Origin of the sequence: Aeromonas allosaccharophila (genome assembly GCF_016026615.1) — a bacterium.
Classification (GTDB): domain Bacteria; phylum Pseudomonadota; class Gammaproteobacteria; order Enterobacterales; family Aeromonadaceae; genus Aeromonas; species Aeromonas allosaccharophila.
Window position 1 is genome coordinate 905,821 of sequence record NZ_CP065745.1, and the last position, 15,557, is coordinate 921,377.

Below are 15,557 nucleotides of genomic sequence, written 5' to 3' on the forward strand. Positions count from 1 at the left end.
ATTACTTCTCCCGATCCAGCGACTGCAGCTGCTCGATGGCGGCGCTGACGCTGTGCAGATGCTGGCGGATCGCCTCGCGGGATTCGCTCGGCAGATAGTCGGTCAGGGTATGTTGCCAGCTGCCCGCTTCGCTCTTGAGCTGCAGGAAGAGGGCGAGACCGGCATTGGTGAGGGAGACCAGGCTGATGCGTTTATCCTGCTCGCTGCTCTCGGTGAAGATGATCCCTTTTTCGACCAGACGGCGGATCTCGCGGGAGATGCGCACCTTGTCCATGCCGCTCGCCTCGACCAGCTCTTTCTGGCTGATGGGGTAGTTGGGACCGAGCACCATCATCAGGCGCCACTGCGGCACGGTCAGCTGGTAGCGCTGTTCATAAAACTGTTCGAAGGTATCCCGTAGCATCTCGGCGGCATGTACCAACTGATAGGGCGGGTAGTGAGCGAGTAACGCTATGATTTTTGACATATTACACCCTGCTGTGACGGCTGCATCAGATGCAGTTTCTTTTGATACTTTGACATTGATGATACGAAACTCAAGCTGATTTGTCTGACCCGGTTGCGATGAAATGTGCGGTGGCGCACGCCATCAAGGAAAAACCGGGTCTGACCGACGGGATTTTAAGCCATCGCTGTTCAGCCTTTACGCAACCAGATGAGGACGTTCTGCTTGAGCCAGGCCTCGCGGGTGTGCAGGGCGTAGAGCGCGGCCTCGTCGCGGCTGCCCGCTTGCCAGCTTTGCGGCTCCTGTTTGGGCAGCTTGCGCTGGCCCAGCAGGCAGGCTGGAATGTGCGGGTTGGCCTCGATAGCGACCAGCAGGTGGGGCTTGGCCGCCTCGGCACCCTCGGTGGCAAAGACCATCAGCGCCTTGTTGTAGAGCAACCAGCTGGAGGCTTCATCGAAGCGCACCAGCAGGGCGGCCAGCGCCTGCCAATCCCCTTGCAGTGCATAGAGGGTGGAGAGGTTGTAGCGGCAACCCGGTTCGTCGGCCACGCAGATTGTCAGCAGTTCCAGATACTCCGCTTTGGCTTCAGCCAGCTTGCCAAGGCGCAGCAGGCAGTCGGCGCGACCGGCTCTGGCGGCCAGCAGGGGGCGCAGCTCGGGAGCACTCCAGCCGTGGCCGGTGATTTGCTGCCAGAAGGCGTCGTCAAAGAGCGGAGTGGCATCGGCGATGATCTTCTCGAACCAGCCGAGGCGGGCCTGATGATCGCGGCAGCTGTCGGCCAGCTCGAACCAGCGCTGCCACTGCTGGGCCTGCTCGCCATTGATAGCCACATCGGCGCTGGGGGCGGCCTGATACTGGTCGAGGTTGAGCAACTGGTTGAGGGCGGTCTTCATGTTCTGGCGCTGGCGTTTGCAGAACTCGACAAAGGGGAGTTCGCTGGCGGCGGCGCTATAGAGCATCTGGGCCATCTGTTTGTCGCGAAACAGGCTCAGCTCGGCGGCCAGACTGAAGCGGTACTGGGTAGTCGGGTCGTTCAAATCCTTCGGCTTGGGCCAGGTGGCAAAGCCCTGGCTGAAACCGTAGCACCACTGACCGAGGGGATGGCTCTGCTCGAACACCTGCTCCGGGTTATCGCTGGGCAGGCGGCATTGGCTGGGCAGGGCCAGCTGGGCGTCGTCGGCCTGGGCTTCCAGCTCGGCGATCAGGTGGTTGAGGGCTTCTGCGCTTTTTTCATCCAGCTCGGCATCCTGTTCCAGCAATCCAGCCAGCGGGCGTTGCCAGTCAGGGGTCTCTGGCCCCACCAGACGAGCACAGAGAAAACCGTGCAGGGCCGGGTAGGTCATGTCTTGCTGGCTGTGGCTCTGGATCCATTGATTGAGCAGGCGGGTACGAGTGGATGGGTTCATCGACAGTTCCTCTGGATTTGAACAGCCGCGAAGTCTACCTAAAAGTGGGGTTATTTGCAGTAAATGGCCGCCTGTTTGGCGATTTAATCACCATTGGCGGGTAAGATAGCGGCGAAAGGGCGGCCCTTGGTGGCTTGGGGACTAGGCCAGATCACCGCTCTTGAGGTAACATGCGCGCCCATAGGGGCCATGGATCAGTTGGCCCATCCGGGTAATGAAAAAAGAGAGCACCATGATACAGATTGGCAAGATGAACACCCTCACCGTCGTTGAACTCGAAGACCGTGGCGCCTGGCTTGCGGCCGATGAATACGGTGAACTGCTGCTGCCCAAGCGTCAACTGCCGGAAGGGGTGAAAGAGGGGGATAGCGTGCAGGTCTTCCTCTATCTGGATGCCGATTGCGAGCCGGTGATCACCACCGACAAGCCATTTGCCATGGTGGACGAATTTGCCGGTCTGAAAGTGGTCAATGCCAACAAGATTGGTGCCTTCCTCGATTGGGGCATGAAAAAAGACTTGTTCGTGCCCAGCCGCGAGCAGAACAAGCCGATGCAGGTGGGCCACGTCTATCTGGTGCGTCTGCAACTGGATAACGAAGGGCGCATGGTTGGCACCAGCCGCATCGAGCGTTTCCTGACCCCGGCCGGCAGCAACTTCAAGGTCGGTGACGAAGTGACCGCGCTGCCGGGTGAACACTCGCCCCTGGGCATCAAGGTGATCGTCAACGGCCAGTATCCCGGCATGCTGTTCAAGAACGAAGTGTTTGGCCGGGTGATGACCGGTCGGCCGCAAACCGCCTGGGTCAAGCAGGTGCGCGAAGATGGCAAGCTGGATCTGACCCTGCAAAAGCCTGGTCTGGCGCGGGTCGATGACGCCGGTGAGCGCATTCTGAGCCGGATGAGAAAGCAGGGCGGCAGCCTGGCGGTGGGTGACAAGAGCGAACCCGAGCTCATCTACAAGCTGTTCAGTATGAGCAAGGGCACCTTCAAGAAGGCGATCGGTGGCCTCTACAAGCAGGGCAAGATCGTCATCGAAGATAACGCCATTACCCTGACCGACGCCGGTGCCGCGCAGGCACAAGCAGGCGAACAGGCGCAGGATAGCGAATAAGATGCCGAGCCCCTGTGTTGGTCTCTGCAAGGCGAAAGATGGGCTTTGCCTTGGTTGTGGCCGCACCCTGACCGAGATCGGCCACTGGTCGGCGATGGAGAGCAAGGCCCAGCTGGCGGTGATGGCCGAGCTGAATGGCTCGAAAAGCACCCACCGCTGTCCGGGTTGTGGCGAACCGGCCTATTGCGCCGTCTCTGCCGGTCAGACCATTGCGCAGTGCTGGTGCAGCCAGTTGCCGGTATTGCCGATGCAGGAGGCCAGCGCCTGCTGGTGCCGCCGCTGTCTGGCCAAGGCCATCGCGGCGCAGGATTAGCAGAGAACAGAATTAAGAGAAAATAGAAACAAGAAAGGCGCCGATGGTAATGCCGATCAGTTAAGGATCCATTGACCGATCCTCCTGATGTGTAAAAATCCGAAACCTGTTGATTGGTTTCGGATTTTTTATGCGTATCGTACAGGCTCTCGACTTCCTCCACGCCAGCAATCCCGCTCAGTTTGAGTCACTCTCCGACCTCATTTCCCCCGAGCTCATCACAACTCTGCTCGCCGAAGAGGATGTCGTGACCCTGCGCCGTCGCCGCATGCCCATGGAGCGCCTGGTCTGGGCCATCATCGGCATGGCCATGTTCCGCCATGTCCCCATGACCCAGCTGGTCAATCAGCTCGATATCCTGTTGCCCGGTGACCGTCCCTTTGTTGCCCCCAGCGCCTTCCTGCAAGCCCGCCAAAAGCTCGGGGACAAGAGCATCGAGCGGTTGTTTCACGAGACAGCCTCGCTCTGGCACCAGCAGGCCAATCACCCCGGCTGGGCCGGGCTGCAACTGCTCGCCGTCGATGGCGTGATGTGGCGCACGCCCGATACCCTGGACAATACCGCCGCGTTTGCCAAGCCCGGCACCCAGCATGGCGAGACAGCCTATCCGCAGGTACGCATGCTCTGCCAGATGGAGCTGACCAGTCACCTGCTTGTTCAGGCTGTCATGGAGAGCTGCGCCGTCAACGAGATGGTGCTGGCCGAACAGCTTGTCGCGCGCACGCCGGACCACTCGCTGACCCTGTTCGACAAGGGGTTTTACTCCCTCGGTCTGCTACATGCCTGGCAAACTGCGGGTAGCGAGCGGCACTGGCTGCTGCCGCTCAAAAAGGGCACGCAATACGAGGTGGTACGCAAGCTGGGGCGCCAGGATGTGCTGGTGCGCCTGACGACCAGTCCACAGGCACGCAAGAAGTGGCCACAACTGCCGGATACGGTGGAAGCCCGCTTGCTGACTCGCAACATCAACGGCAAGGAGCGCCAAGTGTTAACCTCGATGGTCGACCCGATGCGCTTCCCGGGGACTGACATCGCTGAACTCTACAGCCATCGCTGGGAAATCGAGTTGGGCTATCGGGAGATGAAGCACAGCCTGCAACAACATCGACTGACCCTGCGTAGCAAGAAGGCGACGGGGATACGGCAAGAGCTGTGGGGCGTGCTGCTGGCGTACAACCTGCTGCGCAGCCAGATGGTGAAGATGACGGCGAGCCTGAAGGGATACACGGCGAGCCAGCTGAGTTTTCACATGGCGTCGATCTATCTTATCCATGAACTGAGCTGCATGCCCTACCTGTCAGCGGGGACTATCCCGAAGCGGGTAGCTGACCTGGAGAAACAGGCGGGGCAGTTTGTGCTGCCGGCACGAAGGGAGCGAAGTTACCCCCGCTGCGTGAAGCCAAGGCCACAGAGGTATAGTGTGAAAAAAGCCAATAAAAACAATGCCAGTTAGGCTTAACTGACTGGCATTAAGGCGCCGATGGCGCCTTTTTTATGCCTGCTGCTGGCGATGCCAGCGCACATGCACCTGATCTTCAGTCAGCAGACGGGGCAGCAGGAAGGTGGCGAAGATCACCTCAAACTCATCCTGATGATCCAGCAAACCGACCCACACTTCGACCCAGCGCTCCATATCGACCGGCTCACCCAGCTCGGTCGACCAGTCGGCATTGGGCAGGGTTGCCTCCACGGCGCCACGCTGCTCAAACTCCAGGGTGATGTCGACTATTTGTTCGGGGGCCAGCATATCGGCGGCCTGCTCAAGAAACTGATCATAGGCCCATTCGACCAGCTGATCCGGGGTACGCTGTTCCATGAAATCACTCCAGATACATCGAGGTTCGCTACTGTAACAATTATTGGCAGTGGCGGCCAGACCAGTGCGCCGGGCGTGGCTGGCCTGTCCAAGTTGCTGTTGGGGGAGTATGGTTAAGGCGCGGATCATCTGGCTGGGAGTGAGGAGATGAAGCAGCGGGGACGGCGGCAACAGATCAAGCGACGGCGCGAGGCCTGGTGGTGGCACTATCTGCCGCTTCACCGCGAGACGGTGGGCGGCCATCTGGGCCCACCGGAGAAACCAGATGAGCCCTGAGGATCAGTCGGCCTGATGCACCCGATTGAGGGTGATCTGGCCCAGTTGTCCCATCTGGCGGCGGATCCAGACCGAGCGCTTCTGCACATAGGGTGACGGGGGCTTGACCCGATAGCGCCACGGATTGGGCAGGGCGGCGGCCAGCAGGGATGACTCGTAGCGGGTCAAGCGGCTGGCCGGTTTGCCGAAGTAGGTACGGGCCGCGGCTTCGGCGCCATAGATGCCGGGGCCGAACTCAACGATATTGAGATAGACCTCGAGAATGCGGGCCTTGTCCCAACCCAGCTCCATCAGCAGGGTAAACCAGGCCTCCAGCCCCTTGCGCAGGAAGCTGCGATCACTCCACATAAAGAGGTTCTTGGCGGTCTGCTGGCTGAGGGTGCTGGCGCCGCGTATCCGTTCGCTGTGCTGGTTGTGCTTGAGCGCGGCGTTGATGGCATCCATGTCAAAGCCGTTGTGTTCGGCAAAGCGCTGATCCTCGGCGGCGATGACCGCCAGCTGCAGCTCCTTGGAGATGGACGCCAGATCTACCCATTCATGGCGCACCTGGGTGATCTTGGCGGGCGGAAAGAGGGCCCGCTCGATACGCCAGCTCCACATCGGCGGATCAATAAAACGCAGCAAGGCGACCGAGCCGACCGAGCAGAGCAGCCCGGCCAGCGCGATCTTGCCTGCCCACCTCAACACCCAGCGCCCAAGCGATGCAGATGGACGCTCAGGGGCCACAGAGTCAGGGTCAGACTCCCACTGATAGTGGCTGGGATCATCGGGATCCGGAATTATTGGGGCAGCCATTCGATGTGGCAGAACTTCTCGTCAACACGGCGGGAGAGCAGCATGCGGGCAAACAGGTGCTCATACTCTTGTTCTTCGTTGCCAAGGCCGACCCAGATCTCGGCATAGTCGGTGTCGCTCACCGCAAAACCCACGTCCGCTTCCCAGTCATCGGCCGGATCGGTTTCGGCCAGCAGGCCGCGGTCGTTGAACTCCTGATTGAAGCGGGCGATCTCCTGCTCCGGCAGGTTGTCAGAGGCCAGCTCCATAAAGAGTTCGAGGGCGGTATCGAGCAGTTCCTCGACGCTGTGCATTTCGTCATTCATAGACATAAGCGGTCTGTTCCAGAAAAGAGAAAAAGGTGCCAGCGCAGATCACTGCCTGCGGGGCGGCGCTATTCTAGCGGTCGGCAGACCCCTTGGCGAGATGAGGCGAGCCGCTGTGACCTGTTTTTGTGCCAATAAAAAACCGGATCCAGTGACAGGATCCGGTCTTCATTGGGGGAAGGGGTCACGCATAGGGCGTCAGCTCATCCCTTCTTGTCATCGGCGAAGGTGATGTTGAGCTCCAGTACCGACAGCTCATCACTCTTCTGATCCAGTTGGACGGTTATCTTCTCCGGATCAATGTTGACGTATTTGCGGATCACATCGAGGATATCCTGCTTGAGCTGGGGCAGGTAATCCGGCCCCCCTCTGGATGAACGCTCGTGAGCAACAATGATCTGCAACCGCTCTTTGGCCAGTTGTGCGGTGTTCTGTTTCTTGTTGGAACGAAAATAATCCAATAATGACATGTTTAACTCCCGAACAGTCGGCTAAAGAAGCCCTTCTTCTCTTCTTCCAGAAAACGAAATTCCTTGGCATCGCCCAGCAGGCGGGACACCGCATCTTCGTAGGCCTGACCGGCATCGGACTCCTTGTCCAGAATAACCGGTTCGCCGGAGTTGGAGGCGCGCAGCACCGCCTGGGACTCCGGGATCACCCCGAGCAGCGGGATGGCCAGGATCTCCTGCACATCCTGCACGCTCAGCATGTCGCCGCGGTTGACGCGGGTCGGGCAGTAGCGGGTCAGCAGCAGGTGTTCCTTGATGGGGTCTTCGCCACGCTCGGCGCGACGGGACTTGGAGGCCAGGATGCCAAGGATGCGGTCGGAGTCACGCACGGAAGAGACTTCCGGGTTGGTGGTGACGATCGCTTCGTCAGCAAAATAGAGCGCCATCAGCGCGCCCGCCTCGATCCCCGCCGGGGAGTCGCAGACGATGTAATCGAACTTCATCTCCGCCAGCTGATCCAGGATCTTTTCGACCCCCTCACGGGTGAGGGCATCTTTGTCCCGGGTCTGGGAGGCGGGCAGGATAAACAGATTTTCCGAGCGTTTGTCCTTGATCAGCGCCTGATTGAGGTTTGCTTCCCCGTTGATGACGTTGACGAAGTCATACACCACGCGCCGCTCGCAGCCCATGATGAGATCCAGATTTCTCAGACCGATGTCAAAGTCAATGACCACTGTCTTGTGACCACGCTGGGCTAAGCCGGTGCTCAGGGCCGCACTGGTTGTGGTCTTGCCAACGCCACCTTTACCCGATGTAACGACTATGATTCGCGCCATTCTCGCTTCCTTGTAACTCTATTTGATACGGTCTATTCGGAGTTGTTCGTTGTCCAGCCGGACGTGTACCGGTTGCTGGATCAGGCCTGCCGGCAATGCATCGCTCAGCTGGAATGTGCCCGCGATGGAGAGCAGCTCGGCCTGTAATTGCTGGCAATAGATCCGGGCCTGGGTATTGCCCCGGGCACCGGCAATGGCTCTGCCACGCAGGGTGCCATAAATATGAATGCTGTCGTCGGCGAGCACTTCGGCTCCCGGACTGACGGACCCCAGCACCACCAACGAGGTGCCGGCGGCGTAAATCTGCTGGCCGGAACGAACCGGTCCCACATGTACCTTGCTCGGGATCAAGGGGGCGGGTTCGGGCTCGGGAACCACCGCTGGGGCGACTGGCGCGGGGGCCGGCTCGGGCTCGGGTTCGGGTTCGCTCTTGCGACTCTTGCCCGAGGCCATCACGGCCAGTCCCACCGCCTTGGCGGCTGTTTTCATCTCTTCGCTGCGCGCACCCGTGATGCCGACCAGCACAAATTCTTCGGACTCCACCAGCTCCTTGAGCTGTTCGAAATCGGGAATATGTTCCAGTCGGGAAACATTGATCACCAGCGGCGCACAATTAAAAAAGTAGGGTGCCTGGGCCACTTTTTCGGCCAACAACTGACGTATCCGCTCAGGCTCGCCATCGCTGATATGCAACACAGAAATAGTGAAGGTGGTCCCTTTCAATTCGTTATCGCGCTCAACCATGAATCTTCCCCGAGGCAGAGATGCTAATCCGTTATTGTTATTCAATTCCTGATGTTATAGTTTGCCCCCATCAGAGGCAATAAACTCGTCGGATTATATCAATTTCCATGTTGTGTGCAGTCTATAAAAGTCGCAAAAAAGCCGAGACCTACCTTTTTGTTGAAAAAAGAGAGGATTTCTCCCGTGTTCCCGAGCCATTGCTGAGCGCATTCGGGCGTCCCGAGCTGGTGCTGATGACCAAGCTGGACCCGGCCAAGCCTTTGGGGCTGGCTGATGTCGGTAAGGTGATGGTCGCGCTGACCAGTCAGGGGTTCTACCTGCAGGTGCCGCCGCCCCCCGAGAATTTGCTGGAGCAGCACAAGGCCAGCCTGAAAAAACCATCCTGAATATCCAGCCCCGTGGTGTGTTCTGCCGAGCGGGGCTAATTCTTTGTGACTCTGCATGGCGCATTCCTGGCCCGGCGAGGTGGCTTGCGATAATCCAGTGACCGGATCTGGCCAAATTAAACCATCACCTTTGGTGATATTCACTTTTCGCTGTTTAAATAGAAAGTCAATCTACCCTCAACACCATATCGTCAACCTTTGCTGGCGCTCACAAAAATAGCGAGCGGCGCGTACTCATATCCTCCATTTCAACGGCTACTGGCTCATTCATCGATTATTTTCAGCCCCTTCCTTGGCATCTCTTTTTGACCTCTACGGCGCGGTGAGTTGTCCATGAAATGGGAGGGAAAGAGGTCGGAGATAACTGCGCCGAACTCGGTTTTCGCGAGGTTCAGTGGCCGAAACGATAAGCTAACCTCCTGTTTGTGCTCTGGATTGTTTGCCCTTATTAAGAAGAGCAATCTGCATCCGCCACATAACAGGCAATCAGCGCCGTGGGCGCCGGAGGATAATCCGCGAGTGTGAGCGGTAACCACGTGTTGCCAAATAAGGGGATGCCAAAGGGGCGGATATGGGGTTGCGGGGTCATCCCGATATGGGTCAGTTGGCAAACTGTGGCTGGGGGAAAAGTGCGGGTAACGGTTTTTTGAAGGGGGCAGAACGCCGCTTTCAATGCAGTGGAATGCTGTAATCAAGGCATGCCATCAGAGAGGCATTCAGGCAAGGCAACCAGCATTGCGGTGGCGTATCAGGGGCATATCAGCGATGCCGTGCCGTGAAATGGCCGCAACTAAGGGTTTCCGGGCATCCCTTTCGGGAAATAAAAAAGGCGGGATATCCCGCCTTTTTTCAGATGAGGGTAACAACCCTTATTCGCAAGCGACCTGCATAACCTTGATGGCCAGGCCACCACGGGAGGTTTCACGGTACTTGGAGTCCATGTCCTTGCCGGTGATGTACATGGTCTCGATCACCTTGTCCAGGGAGACGCGCGGCTGGGAGGTACGACGCAGGGCCATACGGGAGGCGTTGACCGCCTTCATGGCTGCGATAGCGTTACGCTCGATGCAAGGCACCTGTACCTGACCGGCAACCGGATCACAGGTCAGACCCAGGTTGTGTTCCATGCCGATTTCGGCGGCTTCACAGACGTGCTCCGGGCTACCGCCCATCAGTTCGGTCAGACCGGCAGCGGCCATGGAGCAGGAGACACCCACTTCACCCTGACAGCCCACTTCGGCGCCGGAGATGGAGGCGTTCATCTTGTAGAGGATGCCGACGGCACCGGCAGCCAGATAGAAACGGGTGTACTCGTCGCGGCCAACCGGCTGGATGAACTTGTCGTAGTACGCCAGTACGGCCGGGATGATACCGGCGGCGCCGTTGGTTGGGGCAGTGACCACGCGGCCACCGGCAGCGTTCTCTTCACTGACTGCCAGCGCGAACATGTTGACCCAGTCAACGATGTTCATCGGGTCGTTGGAGAGGTTCTCGTTGGTGTTGAGCTGGCGGTAGAGCGGCGCCGCACGACGGGGTACGCGCAGCGGGCCGGCCAAGACACCTTCGGTGCGGCAGCCGCGCTCGATACCTTCGCGCATGGTGTTCCAGATCTTGCCGAACTTCTTGTAGATCTCTTCCGGGGTGTTGAAGCACTTCTCGTTCTCCAGCATCAGGGCGGAGATGGAGAGACCGGTCTGGCTGCAGTGGGCAACCAGTTCAGCCGCGCTCTTGAACGGATAGCGCACGGACATGTCGCCGCTGTCAGCCTTGCCGAAGTTCTCTTCGTCAACGATGAAGCCACCACCGATGGAGTAGTAGGTCTTGCTGTAAACCACTTCGTCTTCGATCAGGGCGCTCAGCTTCATGCCGTTTTCGTGCAGCGGCAGGGCTTCGTCATGGAATACCATGGCATCGCGCGGGAAGCTGACGGTGTGGCAGTGCAGGCCGATCGGCAGGCGCTCGGTCTGTTCAACACGGGAGATAAACTCGGGGATCGCATCGATATCGACATTTTCCGGCAGGTTGCCAGCCAGGCCCATGATGATGGCGGTGTCGGTATGGTGGCCTTTGCCAGTCCAGGAGAGGGAGCCGTAGACATCGACATTGATCCGGGTTACATCGCGGATCTTGCCGCCCGCGCGCAGCTCGTCAACAAACTGTTTGGCCGCTTTCATCGGGCCAACAGTGTGGGAAGAAGAGGGGCCTACACCGATTTTGAAGATATCAAAAACGCTGATCATGTCACTATTACCTCAGGGTAGAAGGGGGCGGCATGCCCACTCACAGAAATTTGGGAGATCCATGGGACGCGCTTGTCAGCGCAGGTCACAGAACCAGATGACCGTAGTGTAACGGCTCCAGACCTAAAAAAAGTTGAAATAGATCTATTTTTGTTGAATCTGAGGCGCGAGTATAAAATTTATTTTTGTGCTTATCCATTTTGTTAAGCGTTTGCCCATAAAAATACCCGGCGATGCCGGGCATTTCGGAATCAAATGGAGTCATTTTCCGTTTTTTAACATTCGGTAATGTTAACGGCGAGGCCGCCACGGGCCGTCTCCTTGTATTTGGTCTTCATGTCGTTGCCGGTCTCCCACATGGTCTTGATCACCTTGTCCAGCGATACCTTGTGCTCGCCGGTGCCGCGCAGGGCGAGGCGGGCGGCATTGATCGCCTTGACCGCTCCCATGGCGTTGCGCTCGATGCAGGGTACCTGCACCAGCCCGCCGATGGGGTCGCAGGTGAGCCCGAGATTGTGCTCCATGCCGATCTCGGCGGCGTTCTCCACCATGGCCGGGCTGCCACCCAGCAGTTCGGTCAGCGCCCCGGCGGCCATGGAGCAAGCGACACCCACTTCCCCCTGACAGCCCACTTCGGCCCCGGAGAGGGAGGCGTTCTTCTTATATAAGATGCCGATGGCGGCGGCGGTGAGGAAGTAGCGCACCAGGGTCTCGTCATCCACCTTGTGGACGAAGCGATCGTAGTAGTGCAGCACGGCGGGGATGATGCCCGCGGCGCCATTGGTGGGGGCGGTCACCACCCGGCCACCGGCGGCGTTCTCTTCGTTGACCGCCAGCGCAAAGAGATCGACCCACTCCATCACCATCAGCGGATCCTTGTTGAAGTTGGTCTCGCAGCTGAGTTGGCGGAACAATCCCGGGGCGCGGCGCCGCACCTTGAGGCCGCCCGGCAGCACCCCTTCGCTCTTGCAGCCCCGCTCGACGCAGCCCTGCATCGCCTGCCAGATCTTGCGCAGTCCCGCTTTTATCTGCTCATCGCTGCGAAAGACCCGCTCGTTGGCAAGGATCAGCCCCGAGATGGAGAGGCCGCTCTCCTGACAGTGGGCCAGCAGCTGGGCGCCGCTGTCGAACGGGTAGGGGACCGGATGTTCGGCATCCGATTTGGCGGCTTCCTCCTTGGCTGTAGCGAAGTGGCTCTCTTCGATGATGAAGCCGCCGCCGATGGAGTAGTAGGTCTGACTAAACAGCAGCGTGTTGTCGGCGGCAAAGGCGCGCAGGGTCATGCCATTGGTGTGGGCTGGCAGGGTCTTGCGGCGATTGAAAATGATGGCGCCGCTGCGGGGGAAGTGACTTGGCTGCTCGCCAGCCAGCAGCAGGCTCTGCGCCTGGTCTATCTGGGCCAGCAGATCCGGAATGGCATCGATATCGACCGATTCGGGTTCAAAGCCAGACAGTCCCAGCATGATCGCCTTGCCGGTGCCGTGTCCTTTGCCGGTCTGGCCGAGCGAACCGTAACACTCTACTTCGACCCGCATGACGTGCGGTAGATGGCCTTGCAGCATGAGCTGCTGGACGAAGGCATAGGAGGCACGCATGGGGCCGACAGTATGGGAAGAGGAGGGGCCAATCCCGATGGAAAACAGGTCAAACACGCTGATCATGACATCAATCCGGTGAGGGTTTATGTCTGTTTATTCTAGGATTTTTGCCGTGGATGGAAAGCGGGGATGTGCGGTGCTGTGACATGGACACAGATAAATGGCAGGCGGTTGCCCAAGAAGGTTGAAGGGGCAGCTCCCCTTCAACCGGCCGGATCAGTCGAGAAATTCGCACAGATAGGCGGTGGGGGTTTTCACTGCCAGCTTGAAGGCGGAGTGACCCGCGACCAGGAAGGATTCACCCTGATTGTAGGTGTGCCACTCATCTTCATCGGCCAGCTGGATGGTGAGGGCGCCCTTGATCACCGTCATCCGCTCGGGGGCGGCGGTGTTAAACTGGTAGTCACCGCTGTTCATCACCCCAATGGTCGATTTCTCGCCTTTTTGTTCGAAACCGATGGATTTTACATTTCCGTCAAAATACTCGTTAACTTTCAGCATCTTTACATCCCTGTGTGTACGTTTGTGCAGCCAAGCTAGCACAATCTTTTGCCAGTTGTCATGGGGGGATGAGGTAAAAATCGCCGAGACCGCTTTGAATCTTTACTTTTTAGCAAACTTATTAATAGTTAAGGTTAACGATTTGCTGATTTAAAACAGCTATTAAATGTGAGATAACACGCGCAAACAGGGGAATGGGCAGCTGCTCATTCCCCTGTTTGGTTAATTGCACTGGGAAAGTGTGAATTTTGCTACATAAAGGAACATATTGTGTTAACTAAAGGACTCATTAAAAACATCGGCTTCCAGGTTGTGGTGGCCATGGTACTGGGCGCAGTGGTCGGCGCGTTCATGGGTGAACAAGCCACCGTGTTTGCACCGCTTGGTACCCTGTTTATCCAGTTGATCAAGATGCTGGTGATCCCGCTGGTGGCGGTTGCCATCCTCTCCGGCGCCGCCAATCTGGGCGCCAGCCCGGCAGCGGGCAAGATCGGCGCAGCGACGCTGGCCTTCTTCCTGATTACCTCTGCGTTGGCCGTGCTGCTGGCGCTGGTGATGGGGCAAATCTTCAAACCGGGTGTCGGGGTTGATTTCGCTTCCGTCGCCTCCATGTTTGGCGGTGACTACGCCGATAAAGGGGCGCTGCCGGATGCAGTTGCTACCCTGCTTGGCATGATCCCCACCAACGTGTTCCAGTCGCTCAACGAGGCAAACATCCTGCAGATCCTGGTGTTCTGCATGTTCCTCGGCATTGCGCTGGCCAAACAGCCGCGCGAGCGGGCCAAGCCGCTGGTCGATGGGCTCAATACCCTGGTGGATGCCTTCGTCTGGATGATCAACAAGGTGATGATCATCGCGCCGCTCGGGGTGTTCGGTCTGATGGCAGAAGCCATCGGTACTTATGGCTTCGACGTGCTGACCCTGGTGCTCAAGCTGTTCGTGGTCTATGTGGCTGCCATTCTGATCTTCGGCTTTGTGGTCTATCCGCTGCTGGTGGCCCTCTTCTCCAATACGCCGGTACGCAAGTACTTCTCGGCCATGAAGAAGCCGCAGATCGTCGCCTTCTCCACCGCCTCTTCCATGGCGACCCTGCCGGTCAATATGGAGACCTGCGAGCATGATCTGAAAGTGACCAACGCGACTGCCTCCTTTGTGCTGCCGCTGGGGGCCACCATCAACATGAGCGGCAACGCCATCTATTACGGTCTGGTCGCCATCTTCTTCGCTCAGGTTTACAACATCGATCTGAGTGTCGGTGCCTGGGCGGCCATCATCGTGACCTCCACCCTGGGGGCGATCGGTCAGGCCGGTGTGCCGGGCCCAAGCTTCCTGGTGGTGGCCGTGCTGCTGGCAGCCGGGATCCCCATCGAAGGGCTGCCGCTGCTGTTTGCGCTGGATCGTCTGTTCGACATGATCCGCACCTCCCTCAATATTACCGGTGATGCAGCCTGTGCTGTCATTGTTGACCGCTTCAGCCCGGAATATGACCCAGAGCGTTGGAACAAGGCATAACAGCTTTGAGTTGAACTAAAGCAGCGCTGAGCTAAAACAGCCCCGAGCTGAAACTGCGTAACGCGAGCCCCTGCCATGATGGCGGGGGCTTTTTTATATCTGCCGGACAGATATCAGAGAAAAGGTGTGCACAAGAGGTTGCTGACGAATTTTGCTGTGTTGAATGGAGAGCACAGGAGGGGAAAACAACTGTCGTGGGCATGGGCCTTGTGACGGATGGCTGCCTGTTGTGGCTGCCGGGGCAGGGGGTTGTCAAATGGCGGGTAACAAAAAGGGGAGCTTGGCTCCCCTCGGATATGATCTGCTGCTGGTTCTACTCCATCAGGCCAAACAGAGAGTGGTTAAACCATCCTGGTTACACCCTTGTGGCGAAAGAAACAGCGTCAACGTGATGAAATCATATCTATGTTGACCATCTCGGTATTGTCACTGAAAAGCGCCAGTTGGTGGCGATTAAACAGACATACAAAAGAGGGTCGGTCCGGATTGATGCCTCTCTATCCGGCTCAGAACTGTGACAGTGAGGGCAGAGAGACAGCAACCAGGGTGAAAAACACCGTGAAAACGGCAGTAACGACAAACTCTTTCATTTTTCTCTCCCCAGGTTGTTGGTTGATGTTGTCAAGATACCATAACAGGGGGTTAAAACAAGAGTAAAGTTGATAAAATGGCGTCTTTGTGCGTCAGCGATGTCGAGGTGGTCGTTTTTGACATGTTGCGCCGATTTTATCGCCCGTTGCGACGTTTGACCCATCGAAGATCCAGTTGTTTTCATTATTTTGTTTAAATTCAATGCTTTACTGTTTTTCTCATTTATTTTTAGG

At 58.0% G+C, this 15,557-nt stretch carries 17 protein-coding genes; 6 read left to right on the forward strand and 11 right to left on the reverse strand.

The features are described 5' to 3' along the window. Position 1 precedes the first annotated feature (1 nt). Positions 2-466, reverse strand: coding sequence for a MarR family winged helix-turn-helix transcriptional regulator (locus I6G90_RS04020; protein WP_005336856.1), 465 nt, complete (start codon positions 464-466; stop codon positions 2-4). A gap of 170 nt (positions 467-636) precedes the next feature. Then, positions 637-1,851, reverse strand: coding sequence for a YecA/YgfB family protein (locus I6G90_RS04025; RefSeq protein WP_197929830.1), 1,215 nt, complete (start codon positions 1,849-1,851; stop codon positions 637-639). Positions 1,852-2,083: 232 nt separating this feature from the next. Here I6G90_RS04025 and I6G90_RS04030 point away from each other — a divergent pair, with 232 nt between their 5' ends. From I6G90_RS04030 to I6G90_RS04040, 3 genes are all read left to right on the forward strand, one after another. Then, positions 2,084-2,962: a CvfB family protein gene (locus tag I6G90_RS04030; protein WP_231554908.1), complete on the forward strand. Its 879-nt coding sequence runs from the start codon at positions 2,084-2,086 to the stop codon at positions 2,960-2,962. Between the two features lies 1 nt (position 2,963). Next, positions 2,964-3,275: a DUF1289 domain-containing protein gene (locus tag I6G90_RS04035; protein WP_033138081.1), complete on the forward strand. Its 312-nt coding sequence runs from the start codon at positions 2,964-2,966 to the stop codon at positions 3,273-3,275. 130 nt (positions 3,276-3,405) lie between these two features. After that, positions 3,406-4,728 carry an IS4 family transposase gene (locus I6G90_RS04040; protein ID WP_197929831.1) on the forward strand — a complete coding sequence of 441 codons (1,323 nt, stop codon included), beginning with the start codon at positions 3,406-3,408 and terminating at the stop codon, positions 4,726-4,728. A gap of 39 nt (positions 4,729-4,767) precedes the next feature. Here the strand turns inward: I6G90_RS04040 and I6G90_RS04045 are convergent, their stop codons facing one another. Continuing rightward, positions 4,768-5,091 carry an HI1450 family dsDNA-mimic protein gene (locus tag I6G90_RS04045; RefSeq protein WP_005336851.1) on the reverse strand — a complete coding sequence of 108 codons (324 nt, stop codon included), beginning with the start codon at positions 5,089-5,091 and terminating at the stop codon, positions 4,768-4,770. A gap of 147 nt (positions 5,092-5,238) precedes the next feature. Between I6G90_RS04045 and I6G90_RS21380 the strand changes: the two genes are divergently transcribed. After that, entirely contained in the window at positions 5,239-5,367 is a 129-nt protein-coding gene (locus tag I6G90_RS21380; protein WP_019445852.1) for a hypothetical protein, read from the forward strand. A 3-nt stretch (positions 5,368-5,370) separates the two neighbouring features. Here I6G90_RS21380 and mtgA read toward each other — a convergent pair whose 3' ends face one another. The 5 genes from mtgA to minC form a co-directional block, all read right to left on the reverse strand. Further along, entirely contained in the window at positions 5,371-6,162 is a 792-nt protein-coding gene (mtgA, locus tag I6G90_RS04050; protein WP_197929832.1) for a monofunctional biosynthetic peptidoglycan transglycosylase, read from the reverse strand. Further along, complete coding sequence (locus I6G90_RS04055; RefSeq protein ID WP_005352317.1) at positions 6,147-6,473, reverse strand: HI1450 family dsDNA-mimic protein; 327 nt, start codon at positions 6,471-6,473, stop codon at positions 6,147-6,149. Before I6G90_RS04055 ends, mtgA begins: the two co-directional genes overlap by 16 nt. A 197-nt stretch (positions 6,474-6,670) precedes the next feature. Beyond that, on the reverse strand, positions 6,671-6,937 hold the full coding sequence (minE, locus tag I6G90_RS04060) for a cell division topological specificity factor MinE (RefSeq protein ID WP_005336848.1): 267 nt from the start codon (positions 6,935-6,937) through the stop codon (positions 6,671-6,673). A gap of 2 nt (positions 6,938-6,939) precedes the next feature. After that, positions 6,940-7,752: a septum site-determining protein MinD gene (gene minD / locus I6G90_RS04065; protein WP_005336847.1), complete on the reverse strand. Its 813-nt coding sequence runs from the start codon at positions 7,750-7,752 to the stop codon at positions 6,940-6,942. 18 nt (positions 7,753-7,770) lie between these two features. Next, positions 7,771-8,496, reverse strand: a complete 726-nt coding sequence (minC, locus tag I6G90_RS04070) for a septum site-determining protein MinC (protein ID WP_197929833.1) — start codon at positions 8,494-8,496, stop codon at positions 7,771-7,773. A 107-nt stretch (positions 8,497-8,603) separates the two neighbouring features. On the opposite strand from minC, the gene I6G90_RS04075 reads away from it, so the two are divergent. Next, entirely contained in the window at positions 8,604-8,882 is a 279-nt protein-coding gene (locus tag I6G90_RS04075; protein ID WP_197929835.1) for a YcgL domain-containing protein, read from the forward strand. Between the two features lie 869 nt (positions 8,883-9,751). Here the strand turns inward: I6G90_RS04075 and I6G90_RS04080 are convergent. From I6G90_RS04080 to ppnP, 3 genes are all read right to left on the reverse strand, one after another. Next, on the reverse strand, positions 9,752-11,122 hold the full coding sequence (locus I6G90_RS04080) for an L-serine ammonia-lyase (protein ID WP_042062664.1): 1,371 nt from the start codon (positions 11,120-11,122) through the stop codon (positions 9,752-9,754). A 275-nt stretch (positions 11,123-11,397) separates the two neighbouring features. Then, entirely contained in the window at positions 11,398-12,783 is a 1,386-nt protein-coding gene (locus I6G90_RS04085) for an L-serine ammonia-lyase (protein ID WP_197929837.1), read from the reverse strand. 153 nt (positions 12,784-12,936) lie between these two features. Further along, positions 12,937-13,221, reverse strand: coding sequence for a pyrimidine/purine nucleoside phosphorylase (ppnP, locus tag I6G90_RS04090; RefSeq protein WP_197929839.1), 285 nt, complete (start codon positions 13,219-13,221; stop codon positions 12,937-12,939). A 270-nt stretch (positions 13,222-13,491) separates the two neighbouring features. On the opposite strand from ppnP, the gene I6G90_RS04095 reads away from it, so the two are divergent. Further along, complete coding sequence (locus I6G90_RS04095; protein ID WP_082040778.1) at positions 13,492-14,733, forward strand: dicarboxylate/amino acid:cation symporter; 1,242 nt, start codon at positions 13,492-13,494, stop codon at positions 14,731-14,733. The last annotated feature ends 824 nt before the right edge of the window (positions 14,734-15,557 follow it).